Below are 12,277 nucleotides of genomic sequence, written 5' to 3'. Positions count from 1 at the left end.
AGGTTTCTCAATAGCGCTCAAAGCCGCGGCGCAGTTCCCAGTCGGTTATCCGCCGGTCGTATTCCCTCTGTTCCCAGCTGGCGGTGTGCACATAGTGGTCGATCACTTCGTCGCCGAACGCCTGCCGCAACATGGCCGAGGCCTTGAGCGCGGCGGTGGCATCGCGCAATGTCTTCGACACTTCCGGCAACTGCTCGTCAAGGTAGGCATCGCCCTCGTAAGGCACAGCGAGGCTGAGCTTCTCGTCGATGCCGGCCAGGCCAGCGGCGATCAACGCCGCGAAGGCCAGGTAGGGATTAAGGTCGGCGCCGCCGATGCGACACTCCATGCGGATGGCTTTGCTGCCCTCCGCACACAAACGAAAGCCCGCAGTGCGATTGTCCCGACTCCACACCGCCCGGGTCGGCGCAAAGGTACCGGCCTGGAAGCGCTTGTACGAGTTGATGTAGGGCGCGAGAAAATAGGTGATGTCGTTGGCGTATTTGAGCAGGCCGGCGACCCAGGAGCGCATCAGTGCCGACATACCGAATTCAGACTTCGGCTCGAAGAACAAGGGCGTATTTGCAGTCAGATCCCACAGCGAAGCGTGAATATGGCCGCTGGAGCCGGCCAGGTCATAGCGCCACTTGGCCATGAAGGTGATCGCCTTGCCTTGCAGCTGCGCGATCTCTTTGCAGGCATGTTTGATGATGGCGTGGCGGTCGGCCATGGTCAGGGCGTCGGCATACCGGACGTTGATCTCTTCCTGGCCCGGCCCCCATTCGCCCTTGGAGTTTTCCACTGGAATGCCGCACGCCTGCAGATGCTTGCGGATTGCCCGCAGCACCGGCTCCTCGCGGGTGGTCTGCAGGATGTTGTAATCCTCGATGTAGTGGCCGGCCGTCTTCGGGTTGTGGTAGTTCCGCTCGTGGATTGCCTCATAACTCTCGTCGAACAGATAGAACTCCAGCTCAGAGGCGAACATGCCGCTGTAGCCGCGCTCGCGCAGTCGCTCGACCTGCTTTTTCAGGATCGCCCGCGGGCTGTGCGGCAGGTCCCGTCTATGGTGATGATCGAGCACGTCGCAGAGCACCAGCGCCGTGCACTCCAGCCACGGCACGCGACGCAACGTGGCCATGTCGGGTTTCAGCACAAAGTCGCCATAGCCTTTGCTCCAACTGGCAGCGGCGTAACCCGGCACCGGCTCCATGTCGATGTCGTCGGCCAGCAGGTAATTGCAGCAGTGGGTTTCTTCATGGCCGCTGTCGATGAAAAACTCGACCTGGAACCGCTTGCCGACCAGCCGTCCCTGCATATCGACCATGCAGGCGAGCACAGTGTCGATCTCGCCGGCGGCAGCGGCGCGCTTGAGTTCTTCGAAGCTGAGGAGGGGCTCGGTCATCACGTCAGTCCTGCGCGAAATGTTTAGCTCTGTACTAGTGGCCCGTCTGGTTAATTCGTATACCTAGCGTGATCTGTAGGCTGGGTTAGCGGTTGCTGCGTAGAACCTGTAGGAGCGAGCATCGCGAGCGAAGCCTTTGCGTTGCTGCTTTCGCTCGCGATGCTCGCTCCTACAAAAAGCTACAGCCCAGCGCATAACTAGGACATAGCCAAATGCTTTGCGGCGGATGTATCGGGCGGGATGAGATCCAGGGGAGGAATCCGTGACTGGATACTTTCTTGTGCCGACGCCAGGGCTCGCTGCCAAAAGCTTAGCCTACTGCCGCTGTCCGCAAGTCTCGGCGATCGAAACCTGGCGAATCTGGAGCAGGGCTAAAAGCTAAACGGACCTGGTGGGAGGTGAAAGCCCGATCGGAAGTGGATGTGATTAGCACAGAGCATTGCGGCGCCCGTCGATTCTGGCGCGCACAGCACAGACGATTATTGGCCGGCGCTTGGCCCGGGTAGGCCTGGGGTTTCGAGGATGCGGTAAGTACAGCGACGGTCGCCAGCGAGGAAGTGCTCGACGCGCTCGACTGTGACGCCTTCACCAAGCACCTCACGGAAAAGCCTCAGCTCGCCACCGCAGAGCTTGGTGCAGAAGTGCGCTGCCTTGGCGATCGCGCAGTGGTTCTCCACCAGTTCAATCGTTCCATCCTGGGCTGATCTGCTCTCGGCCATGAAGCCTTCTTCGCAGCGTATCCTCACAAGGGCGGCCACGCGCTGGTCGAGTGGCATGTCCTGATGGGGCATCTGTGTGCGATAGGCGGCCACCTGCTTGCGCGTCCAGCCGTCGGTCAGGCGCTCCAGGCCTTCTTCGCCATAGGCGCTCTGCACTACTTGCAGCATGTCGACCGCCAGCCCTGCGTGGTGATCCGGGAATCGGGCATAGGCCTTGGGCGTCAGCCGCCAGACGCGTGCGGGGCGTCCAATCTTGCGCTGCTCGTCGGTGAAGTCGACCAACCCCTCTGCATAGAGCACCGAAAGGTGCTGCCGCACGGCCATAGCCGTCACGCTCAACTGTTCCGCTACCCGCGCTGTGGCTTGAGGCCCATCCCTCTTGAGCAGGAAGAGAACACGATCCCGACCGGAACCCGGAGCCTCGGAGCTCTTGCTGGGAATGCGCATGCTGGTTTCCTTTCCATACTTTAGAAAGTTCATTATTGACAATCGAGGGGCAACCGTCTAGCTGTTGAATTTAGCGGCTTAGCGTTCTGCTAGTTGCGTCGGCCGCACCCTGGAGTGGCGCCATGAGTGAGTTCGTCAAGGTCGCACGTGTTGGCGACATCGAAGCGGGTACCGGCAAGACGGTGTACCTGGGCGGAACGCCCGTCGCACTGTTCAACGTGGACGGCGAGTACTTCGCCATCCACAACACTTGCCCCCATGAGGACGGACCGCTGGGCGAGGGAACCCTCTGCGGCTGCGTGGTGACTTGCCCCATGCACGCCTACGAGTTCGATGTGACCAGCGGCGAGTGCCTCACGGAACCGGCGTATCGAGTCGAGCAGTTCGAGGTTCAGGTGGACGGCGACGATATCCTGGTGCGGCAGTCGGTGGATTGATGGGCCGCAAGTGGGACGAACTCAAAGGCGAAGCCCACCCGCAAGCCTGTGAGTTTTACGCTTGTCGAAGAATGTGTTGCAACAGCTAATTCAAACAGATCAAACTCCAACTTATTGAATTTAAAGACTATATGTACTTTGCAAAGAACATACTTGCTAAATCATCGGATGGAGTATAGTTAAACCTACTGAGTCGTCCGACGAGAAAGCGGTTAGGAGCAGGGGCGGACGATGTCAGCCACCGCCAAGACCGCTCGGCGCAACACTCTGCCAGAGGTTGTCGATACCTCGTCGAGCACTCGAGTGAGTTCGCGCGGGCAGGATCCGCATGCGCAGCGTTAGGTGATGGTGATGGAAGCGTTAGGAGGAAGCGATGAGCACTGACAATGCCAAGATCCGCGAACTCAGCAGCCGAGCGTACAAGTACGGCTTCGTCTCCGACTTCGAGAGCGATGCCGCCCCGCGTGGGCTCAACGAAGACGTCATCCGCCTGATCTCGGCGAAGAAGAACGAGCCGCAATGGCTGCTCGACTGGCGCCTGAAGTCTTACCGCCACTGGCTCACGATGCAGGAGCCGACTTGGCAGAACGTTCACTACGAGCCCATCGACTACCAGGACATCATCTATTACTCGGCGCCGAAGCCGAAAACGCCGGGGCCTAAGAGCCTCGACGAGGTCGACCCCGAGATGCGCGAGATGTTCGGCAAGCTCGGCATTTCGCTCGCCGAGCAGGAGCGCCTGACCGGTGTCGCGGTGGACGCCGTGGTCGACTCCGTCTCGGTGGCGACCACCTTCAAACACAAGCTCGCCGAGGTCGGCGTGATCTTCTGCTCTTTCTCCGAAGCCGTGCAGAACCATCCCGAGTTGGTGCGCAAATACCTTGGTTCAGTCGTCCCCTACAGCGACAACTTCTTCGCCACGCTGAACTCGGCGGTCTTTTCCGACGGCTCCTTCTGCTACGTGCCCAAGGGCGTGCGCTGCCCGATGGAGCTATCGACCTACTTCCGCATCAACGCCGCGGATACCGGTCAGTTCGAGCGCACGCTGATCGTCGCCGAGGATGGCGCCTACGTGAGCTACCTCGAGGGCTGCACCGCGCCGATGCGCGACAAGAACCAGCTCCACGCGGCGGTGGTCGAGTTGGTCGCACTGGATAACGCGCAGATCAAGTACGCCACCGTGCAGAACTGGTATCCGGGCGATGCCGAAGGGCGCGGCGGCATCTACAACTTCGTCACCAAGCGCGGCAAGTGTGCCGGTGCGCACTCGAAGATCTCCTGGACCCAGGTCGAGACCGGCTCCGCCATCACCTGGAAGTATCCGGGGGTGATTCTCCAAGGCGACTACTCGGTCGGCGAGTTCTACTCGGTCGCCCTGACGACCAACCACCAGCAGGCGGACACGGGCACCAAGATGATCCACATCGGCCGGCACACGCGCAGCACCATCCTCTCGAAGGGGATCTCCGCCGGCCATGGGCAGAACACCTATCGCGGCCTGGTCAAGGTTCTCAAGGCGGCGACCGGCGCGCGCAACCACACGCAGTGCGACTCACTGCTGCTGGGCAGCCAGTGTGGCGCGCACACCTTCCCCTATGTCGAGGTGAAGAGCCCGAGCGCCCAGGTCGAGCACGAAGCCTCCACCTCGAAGATCAGCGAAGAGCAGCTCTTCTACTGCCGGCAGCGTGGCATCCGCGAGGAGGATGCGGTGCCGATGATCGTCAACGGTTTCTGCCGCGAGGTGTTCAAGGAGCTGCCGATGGAGTTCGCGGTGGAAGCCCAGAAACTGCTGGGCGTGAGCCTGGAGGGATGCGTGGGATGAGAGCCTGTGAAAAAAACTCCTGCCTACTGCGGCCGCCTCCAGACGCCTGGTGACGGCCTCGCTACGGCGCTCGATTTTTTCACAAGCTCTGAGGCCGGAGGTGGGAGCATGCTCGAGATCAAGAATCTGCACGCCAGCGTCGAGGGCCGCGAAATCCTGCGGGGCATCACACTGCGGGTAAACGCCGGCGAGGTGCACGCGATCATGGGGCCGAACGGCTCGGGCAAAAGCACGCTGGCCCAGGTGCTGGCGGGCCACGAGATCTATGAGGTCAGCGGCGAGGTGCTCTACGAGGGCCAGGATCTGCTCAGCATGCCGGCGGAAGAGCGTGCGGTCGCCGGCGTCTTCCTCGCGTTCCAGTACCCCGTGGAGATCCCCGGCGTCGGCAACCTTTACTTCTTGCGCACGGCACTTAATGCGGTGCGCAAGCAGCGCGGACTGGAGGAGCTCGATGCGCTGGACTTCCTCGCGCTGGCTAAGGAGCGCATGGCGTTGGTCGAGATGGACCAGAGTTTCATGAACCGCGCCGTCAATGAAGGTTTCTCCGGCGGCGAGAAGAAGCGCAACGAGATCTTCCAGATGGCGATTCTGGAGCCCAAGCTCGCCATCCTCGACGAGACCGACTCGGGCCTCGACATCGACGCGCTGCGGATCGTCGCGGCCGGCGTCAACGCGCTGCGGCGCAAGGACCGTGCGCTGCTGGTCATTACGCACTACCAGCGATTGCTCGACTACATAGTCCCCGACTGCGTCCACGTCATGGCCAACGGCCGGATCGTGCAGTCCGGCGACAAGGCGCTGGCCGTCGAACTCGAGAAGCACGGCTATGCCAGCTTCGAGCAAGACCCGGCAGCACCCGGAGCCACGCTATGAACACCGCGGCGAGCGTGGAGTTTCTCGCGCGACTTGAGCCCAAAACCAACGGCCGGTATCCCACCTGGCTGCATGAGTTGCGCCGCGCGGCGTTCCAGTGGGTGGCCGAGCACGGCTTTCCCACGGCAAAGGACGAGGCGTGGAAGTACACGCGAGTCGCGCCCATCTTGGAGATCCCTTTCCAACCGGCCGAGCCGGGCGCGAGCCAATGGCTGTCGGCCGCGTACGTCGAGCAGCTCGCCGGCGACTACGGTGGCCCGCGGCTGGTCTTCGTCAATGGCTATTTCGCCGCTGAGCTATCGGCGCTCAAGGGGCTGCCTCAAGGTACTCGGGTGAGCAACCTGTCTGCGCTGCTCCGCGCGGGCAGCGGGGCCTTCGAACCCGTGCTCGCGCATTCGTTCCGGGCGCAGCCGCAGGCCTTCGCGGCGCTCAATGCGGCCCTCGCCGAGGACGGGGCGTTCGTGCAGGTCCCAGCGCACACGACGGTTGCCGAACCAATCCACCTGGTATTCCTCTCGACCGCAGGCGCCACGCCGCTGGTGTCGCATTCGCGCGCCTTGGTGCTGGTGGGGGCCGGGAGCCGCGTGACAATAGTAGAAAGCCACGTCGGCAGCGAAGGTGAGGTCTACCTCAGCAATGCCGTCACCGAGGTCGTGCTCGACGCGGGCGCGGTACTCGAGCATTACAAGGTGCAGAACGAGAGCACGGCGGCGTTCCATGTCGCGCTGCTCAGCGTGCGCCAGGCCCAGGGCAGTCACTGTGCCGCGCACTCGTCGGCACTCGGCGCGGCGCTCGCGCGGCAGGAGGTACGGGTCGTGCTCGAGGGCTCCGGCGCGGAGGTCGCCCTGAACGGCCTGTATCTGCCTCGGGGCGAGCAGCACCTCGACAACCAGACGACCATCGAGCACGCGGCGCCGCGCTGCACCAGCCGCGAACTCTACAAGGGCGTGATCGATGATCGCGGGCACGGGGTCTTCGACGGGCGGATCATAGTGCGCCCTGGCGCGATGAAGACGGATGCCAGCCAGACCAACAAGAATCTCTTGTTGTCGGAGTTGGCCCAGGCCAACACCCAGCCACGGCTGGAGATCTTCGCCGATGACGTCAAGTGCGCCCACGGCGCCGCCGTCGGCCAAATCGATGAGCAGGCTATTTTCTACCTGCGCTCGCGAGGGATTCCCCTGGCGGCGGCGCGGTCTCTGCTGACCTACGCGTTCGTCAGCGAGATGCTGGAGCTCATTCGCCTGGCGCCGCTGCGGGCCCATGTGGAGCGACTGGTCGCCGCGCAGTTACGAGGCGTGGAGGTGGTGGCATGAGTGACCTCGAAAGCAGCCTTCAGGCACTACCGAAACAGCTCGACCTTGCGGCAGGCTACGACGTCGAGCGCGTGCGCCAGGCGTTCCCGATCCTCGCGGAGACGATCTATGGCAAGCCGCTGATTTACCTCGACAGCGCCGCGACGAGCCAGAAACCGCAGGCGGTCATCGAGGCGATGTCGCGCTTCTTCTTGAAAGAGAACGCCAACGTGCACCGTGGCGTGCATTACCTCTCCGTGCGCGCCACCGAGGAGTACGAGAAGGCTCGGGCCAAGGTCCAGGGCTTCCTCAATGCCGAGCACGCCGAGGAGATCGTCTTCGTCCGCGGTACGACCGAGGCGGTCAATCTGGTGGCGCAAACCTATGGCAAGGTTCATGTCCGCGCGGGCGACGAGGTGCTCATTAGCGCCATGGAGCACCACTCGAACATCGTGCCCTGGCAGATGCTCTGTGAACAAACCGGGGCCCAGCTGCGGGTAGTCCCCATCGACGACACTGGCGAACTCCGCCTCGATGAACTGGAACGGCTGATCGGGCCTAAGACCCGGCTGGTGGCCGTCACCCACGTCTCGAATGTGCTCGGCACCATCAATCCGATCCAGCGCATCGTCGAACTCGCCCACGGCCGAGGTGCGCGCGTGCTGGTCGATGGCGCCCAGGCAGCCCCGCACCTGAAGGTCGACGTACGCGCGCTGGGTTGCGACTTCTATGCCCTGTCGGGCCACAAGATGTACGGCCCCACCGGCATCGGCGTGCTCTATGGCCGCCGCGAGCTGCTCGAAGAGATGCCGCCCTACCAGGGCGGTGGCGACATGATCCTCTCGGTCAGCTTCGAGAAGACCGTCTACAACAAGCCGCCGTATAGGTTCGAAGCGGGTACGCCGAACATGGCCGGAGCGATTGGGCTCGGCGCGGCGATCGACTTCCTCGACGAGTTGGGGCCAGAGGCCATCGCCGCCCACGAACAGACTGTGCTGGCCTACGCGCTGAAGGCGCTCGCGGCGGTGCCCGGGCTTAGGCTGATCGGCACCGCGAAGGACAAAGTCAGCGTCATCTCGTTCGTCCTCGATGGGATTCATCCACACGATATAGGCACCATCCTCGACCGTGAGGGGGTCGCGATCCGCACCGGGCACCACTGCGCCCAGCCCCTGATGCAGCGATTCGGCCTGGCCGCCACGGCCCGCGCCTCGCTCGGCTGCTACAGCACGGAACAAGACATCGATGCGCTGGTGGCCGGTCTGGCCAAGGTCCAGGAGGTGTTCCGATGAGCAGCGATGAGCTGCGCGACCTTTACCAGGACGTGGTTATCGACCACGGCAAGCGGCCGCGCAATTTCCGCCCGATCGAGGGCGCTACCCGCACGGCGGAGGGTTTCAATCCGCTGTGCGGCGATCAGCTCAGGATCTATATCAATCTCGCGGACGGCGTGATCGAAGACATTGCCTTCCAGGGGGTCGGCTGCGCCATTTCCCAGGCTTCGGCTTCGTTGATGACCCTGGCGGTCAAGGGAAAAAAGCAAGAGGAGGCGCTGGCGCTCTTTGCCCGCGTGCATTCGCTGCTGACCGAGGGGCCGAACGCCAAGGTGACAGCCGCAGAGCTCGGCAAGCTCGCGGTGCTTTCGGGGGTCTGGGAGTTTCCGGTGCGGGTCAAGTGCGCCACCCTGGCCTGGCACACACTGCGCAGCGCCCTCGAAGGGGGCGGTTCACAAGTCTCGACGGAGTAAGCCATGGCACTTGATCAGCCTATCCCCAGCATTCGCCTCAGCGACGCGGCGCAGCGAACCTTGTGCGACGCCCTGGCCGAAGGTGGTGGGGTCTGGCTGCGGCTCAAGATCAATCAGCGCTTCGAGCATGAGTTCCTCTTCGAGCCTGGCGCCAAGGAGGATGTCGTCGTCGAAACGGCCGGCATCACCCTGTTGCTCGATCCCGCCAGCGCGCGGCGAGCCGATGGCCTGTTCATCGACTTCGTGCACGAACTGCGCGGCGCCGGCTTCAAGTATGACAACCCGAACCAGCCAGGCCGCGCCCATCTGATCGAACTCACGCGAGACTGCGCGGCCACCCTGATTCCGCGTGGGGAGAATGTGCAACTGGCGTGGGGTGAGCGCGTCGTCGTGACCCAGGCGCTCGGCGGCAGCTTTACGGTCAAGACCGCCAGGGGCCAGCTCGCGCGGATTGCCGCCAGCGATGCCGACGCCCTGGGTCTGGCAGTACCCCAGGCGGGCAGTCAACCAGAGGCGGCCGCAGCCTTTAATCTAGGCCAGGTGCTCGACATGCTCCGAACCGTTTATGACCCGGAGATTCCGGTCAACGTGGTCGACCTCGGGCTGATCTACCAATGCCAAACTCAGCCGCTCGAAGGCGGCGGCCAGCGAGTCGAGATCAAGATGTCCATGACCGCGCCCGGTTGCGGGATGGGCGACGTGCTCAAGGAGGAGGCGCGGGCCAAGGTCCAGACGATCCCCGGCGTCACCGAGGTCGAGGTCGAGATCGTCTGGGAGCCACCCTGGGATCAAAGCCGCATGTCCGAAGCAGCCCGCCTGCAGCTTGGTCTGTTGTGAAGAACCAATTGTGAGGAGCCAGCGATGAGCAATCGACTTGCCAAAGAAACCTCGCCCTATCTACGGCAACACGCACAGAACCCCGTCGATTGGTACCCATGGGGTGAGGAGGCGTTCCGCCGCGCGCGCGACGAGGACAAGCCCATCCACCTGTCGCTGGGTTATGCCGCCTGCCACTGGTGTCACGTGATGGCTCACGAGTCGTTCGAGAACCCGGAGGTCGCGCGCCTGATGAACGAGCGCTTCATCAACATCAAAGTCGACCGCCAGGAGCGGCCCGATCTCGACGACATCTATCAAAAGGTCGTGCAGATGCTGGGGCAGGGCGGCGGCTGGCCGCTGACGGTGTTCCTCACCCCACAGCGCGAGCCGTTCTTCGGCGGCACCTACTTCCCGCCGCAGGAGGGCTATGGCAGGCCTGGATTCACCCAGCTCCTGCGCGGTCTGAGCGAGGCCTGGCAGAACAACCGCGCGGCGCTGCGGCAGAACGTCGAGCAGTTCCTTCAGGGTTACCGCGTCATGGAGACGCTAATGCTGGAGGGCGAGACGCCGCCGGAGCAAGATCAGCCGGCCGCCGCCGCTCGGCTGTTTGCCAAGAACACCGACCGCGTGCACGGTGGACTGGGCAAAGCCCCGAAGTTCCCCAACCCGGCCTGCCATGATCTCGTCCTGCGCCTCTATCAGCGCCTACACGAGCCGGACTTGCTGCGCTCCCTGGAGCTGACCCTCGATCGCATGGCGGCCGGTGGGCTCTACGATCACCTGGGCGGCGGCTTCGCCCGCTACTGCGTGGATGAGCGCTGGGCCGTGCCCCATTTCGAAAAGATGCTCTACGACAACGGCCAGCTCGTGAAGCTCTATGCCGACGCCTATCGCGCGACCGGCAAGCTTGCCTGGCGGCGCGTATTCGAGGAGACGATCGACTACACCCTGCGTGACATGACGCACCCCGAGGGCGGCTTCTACGCCAGCGAGGACGCCGACAGTGAGGGTGAAGAAGGCAAATTCTATGTGTGGACACCCGCGCAGGTGGAGGCCGTCCTCGGCGACGCGGACGCCGCGCTGGCCTGTCGGGCCTACGGCGTGAGCGCCACCGGCAACTTCGAGCATGGCACCACGGTGCTGTACCGCCCAACCGCACTGGATGCGGCGGAGGAAGCGCAACTGGCGGGCTTGCGCGACAAGCTGTTGGCGGCGCGAGCCCAGCGCACTCGTCCGGGGCGCGACGAGAACATCCTCACCAGTTGGAACGCGCTGATGATCCAGGGCCTCTGCGCCGCCTACCAGGCGACGGGAACCGCGAGCCACCTGGACGCCGCGAGGCGCGCCGCCGATTTCATTCTGGAGCGCCTCTCGACCCCCGAGGGTGGCCTGTATCGGGCTTGGCGCGAGGGCACGGCCAAGGTTCCAGGCTTCCTCGAGGACTACGCCTTCCTCGCCAACGCGTTGCTCGATCTCTACGAGTGCGGCTTCGATCAGCGTTATCTCGAACGCGCCACGCAGCTGGTCGAGCTGATCCTCGAGAAGTTCTGGGACGGCGGGCTCTACTTCACGCCCAGCGATGGCGAGCCGCTGGTGCACAGGCCACGCTCGCCGCACGACAATGCCTGGCCCTCGGGCACCTCGACCAGCGTGTTCGCTTTCTTACGGCTCTTCGAGCTAACCGGCCGCGAGCTTTACCGCGAGCGTGCCGAGCAGGTGTTCGCGATGTACCGCGCCGCAGCCGCCCAAAATCCCTTCGGCTTCGCCCATCTCCTGGCGGCGCAGGACTTCGTACAGCGTGGCCCGATCGGCATCGTCATCGCTGGCGAACGCTCCGCCGCCAGCACCTTGGTGGCGAGCCTGCAGCGCCGCTACCTGCCGGCACGCGTGCTGGCCTTTGCCGAGGATGTGCCCATCGGCATGGGCCGGCATACGCTCGCGGGGCAAGCCACCGCCTATGTGTGCCGAAACCGCACCTGCGAAGCCCCAGTGACCAGCGCCGTGGGGCTCCTAGAGCGCTGCCTGGAGTGAAGGGAGAGAACTGAATCGCCCCTGGTGCTCAGGTGCTCAGGATCTATCTGGCTGTAGGCCAGAGGCGCTCACCAGCGCCCGGTTCTTCGTTCCAGGCCTGTAGCGAGCGGGTCGGCAGGTCGAAATAGTCGCGGGTGCGGGCGTAGCCGTGGCCACCCATGCGGCCAATGGCATCCAGGCCGATCTGATCGATGTAGAGGGTCTTGGGGTCAATCAGCTCGTCGCGGACATGAACCATCAGCACTTCGCCGAGGATGATCTCGCGCGACTGGCCTATCGATAGCGCCATCATCCGCCGGCATTCCAGCGCCACTGGCGCCTCGCCGATGCGCGGGCAGCCGACGCGGGTACCGGGTATAGCGGTCAGCCCAGCGGCGGTCAGTTCGTCGAAGCCCGGAGCGAAGGGCACGGCGCAGACATTCATGGCTTCCACCAGAGCATCGGAGACTATGTTCACGGTGAATTCCTGGTTTAGCTGGATATTGCGCGTGGTGTCCTTGGGGCTCTGGTCGCTGTAGTTCTCCACACCGAGGGCGAGGATTGGCGGGTCGGCCGAGAGCGCGTTGAAGAAGCTGAAGGGGGCGGCATTCACCCGGCCTTCGGCATCCACTGTGGTGACCAGGGCGATAGGGCGTGGCACCACGCTACCGATCAGAATCTTGTATTTCTCGCGTGCGCTCAGTTGGCTGAAGTCGAAGCTCTGCAT

At 63.6% G+C, this 12,277-nt stretch carries 11 protein-coding genes; 8 read left to right on the top strand and 3 right to left on the bottom strand.

Annotation, left to right across the window (positions count from 1 at the left end):
* Nucleotides 1-7 precede the first annotated feature (7 nt).
* Nucleotides 8-1,381 (bottom strand): glutamine synthetase family protein, encoded by a 1,374-nt coding sequence (locus tag D3879_RS15425; RefSeq protein WP_119955188.1) that lies wholly within the window; start codon nucleotides 1,379-1,381, stop codon nucleotides 8-10.
* Nucleotides 1,382-1,860: 479 nt separating this feature from the next.
* Nucleotides 1,861-2,547 (bottom strand): helix-turn-helix transcriptional regulator, encoded by a 687-nt coding sequence (locus D3879_RS15420; protein WP_119955187.1) that lies wholly within the window; start codon nucleotides 2,545-2,547, stop codon nucleotides 1,861-1,863.
* A gap of 122 nt (nucleotides 2,548-2,669) precedes the next feature.
* Between D3879_RS15420 and D3879_RS15415 the strand changes: the two genes are divergently transcribed.
* The 8 genes from D3879_RS15415 (at nucleotide 2,670) to D3879_RS15380 (ending at nucleotide 11,571) form a co-directional block, all read left to right on the top strand.
* Nucleotides 2,670-2,984, top strand: coding sequence for a Rieske (2Fe-2S) protein (locus D3879_RS15415; RefSeq protein ID WP_119955186.1), 315 nt, complete (start codon nucleotides 2,670-2,672; stop codon nucleotides 2,982-2,984).
* Between the two features lie 373 nt (nucleotides 2,985-3,357).
* Nucleotides 3,358-4,806: a Fe-S cluster assembly protein SufB gene (gene sufB / locus D3879_RS15410; RefSeq protein ID WP_119955185.1), complete on the top strand. Its 1,449-nt coding sequence runs from the start codon at nucleotides 3,358-3,360 to the stop codon at nucleotides 4,804-4,806.
* A gap of 108 nt (nucleotides 4,807-4,914) precedes the next feature.
* The gene (gene sufC / locus D3879_RS15405; protein ID WP_119955184.1) at nucleotides 4,915-5,679 is read left to right on the top strand and encodes a Fe-S cluster assembly ATPase SufC; all 765 of its coding nucleotides are present in this window, start codon (nucleotides 4,915-4,917) and stop codon (nucleotides 5,677-5,679) included.
* On the top strand, nucleotides 5,676-6,995 hold the full coding sequence (gene sufD / locus D3879_RS15400) for a Fe-S cluster assembly protein SufD (RefSeq protein WP_119955183.1): 1,320 nt from the start codon (nucleotides 5,676-5,678) through the stop codon (nucleotides 6,993-6,995). Before sufC ends, sufD begins: the two co-directional genes overlap by 4 nt.
* Nucleotides 6,992-8,266, top strand: a complete 1,275-nt coding sequence (locus D3879_RS15395; RefSeq protein WP_119955182.1) for a cysteine desulfurase — start codon at nucleotides 6,992-6,994, stop codon at nucleotides 8,264-8,266. The genes sufD and D3879_RS15395 overlap by 4 nt, the downstream gene beginning before the upstream one ends.
* Nucleotides 8,263-8,721 carry a Fe-S cluster assembly sulfur transfer protein SufU gene (sufU, locus tag D3879_RS15390; RefSeq protein WP_119955181.1) on the top strand — a complete coding sequence of 153 codons (459 nt, stop codon included), beginning with the start codon at nucleotides 8,263-8,265 and terminating at the stop codon, nucleotides 8,719-8,721. Before D3879_RS15395 ends, sufU begins: the two co-directional genes overlap by 4 nt.
* A gap of 3 nt (nucleotides 8,722-8,724) precedes the next feature.
* Entirely contained in the window at nucleotides 8,725-9,558 is an 834-nt protein-coding gene (gene sufT, locus D3879_RS15385) for a putative Fe-S cluster assembly protein SufT (protein ID WP_119955180.1), read from the top strand.
* Between the two features lie 24 nt (nucleotides 9,559-9,582).
* Nucleotides 9,583-11,571, top strand: a complete 1,989-nt coding sequence (locus tag D3879_RS15380) for a thioredoxin domain-containing protein (protein ID WP_119955179.1) — start codon at nucleotides 9,583-9,585, stop codon at nucleotides 11,569-11,571.
* 43 nt (nucleotides 11,572-11,614) lie between these two features.
* Here D3879_RS15380 and D3879_RS15375 read toward each other — a convergent pair whose 3' ends face one another.
* Nucleotides 11,615-12,277 carry a flavin reductase family protein gene (locus D3879_RS15375; RefSeq protein WP_119955178.1) on the bottom strand — a complete coding sequence of 221 codons (663 nt, stop codon included), beginning with the start codon at nucleotides 12,275-12,277 and terminating at the stop codon, nucleotides 11,615-11,617.

It is taken from the genome of Pseudomonas cavernicola (assembly GCF_003596405.1).
Taxonomy (GTDB): Bacteria; Pseudomonadota; Gammaproteobacteria; order Pseudomonadales; family Pseudomonadaceae; genus Aquipseudomonas; species Aquipseudomonas cavernicola.
The sequence above is the reverse complement of the archived record's forward strand: the minus strand, read 5'-3'. Positions and strand labels throughout refer to the sequence as shown.

Excerpts from the sequence above, each read along its gene's own strand:
- D3879_RS15415 (WP_119955186.1), top strand. The coding sequence starts at position 2,670 with ATGAGTGAGTTCGTCAAGGTCGCACGTGTTGGCGACATCGAAGCGGGT.
- D3879_RS15425 (WP_119955188.1), bottom strand. The coding sequence starts at position 1,381 with ATGACCGAGCCCCTCCTCAGCTTCGAAGAACTCAAGCGCGCCGCTGCC.
- D3879_RS15395 (WP_119955182.1), top strand. The coding sequence starts at position 6,992 with ATGAGTGACCTCGAAAGCAGCCTTCAGGCACTACCGAAACAGCTCGAC.
- sufU (WP_119955181.1), top strand. The coding sequence starts at position 8,263 with ATGAGCAGCGATGAGCTGCGCGACCTTTACCAGGACGTGGTTATCGAC.
- D3879_RS15375 (WP_119955178.1), bottom strand. The coding sequence starts at position 12,277 with ATGCAGAGCTTCGACTTCAGCCAACTGAGCGCACGCGAGAAATACAAG.
- D3879_RS15380 (WP_119955179.1), top strand. The coding sequence starts at position 9,583 with ATGAGCAATCGACTTGCCAAAGAAACCTCGCCCTATCTACGGCAACAC.
- sufT (WP_119955180.1), top strand. The coding sequence starts at position 8,725 with ATGGCACTTGATCAGCCTATCCCCAGCATTCGCCTCAGCGACGCGGCG.
- sufB (WP_119955185.1), top strand. The coding sequence starts at position 3,358 with ATGAGCACTGACAATGCCAAGATCCGCGAACTCAGCAGCCGAGCGTAC.
- D3879_RS15420 (WP_119955187.1), bottom strand. The coding sequence starts at position 2,547 with ATGCGCATTCCCAGCAAGAGCTCCGAGGCTCCGGGTTCCGGTCGGGAT.
- sufD (WP_119955183.1), top strand. The coding sequence starts at position 5,676 with ATGAACACCGCGGCGAGCGTGGAGTTTCTCGCGCGACTTGAGCCCAAA.
- sufC (WP_119955184.1), top strand. The coding sequence starts at position 4,915 with ATGCTCGAGATCAAGAATCTGCACGCCAGCGTCGAGGGCCGCGAAATC.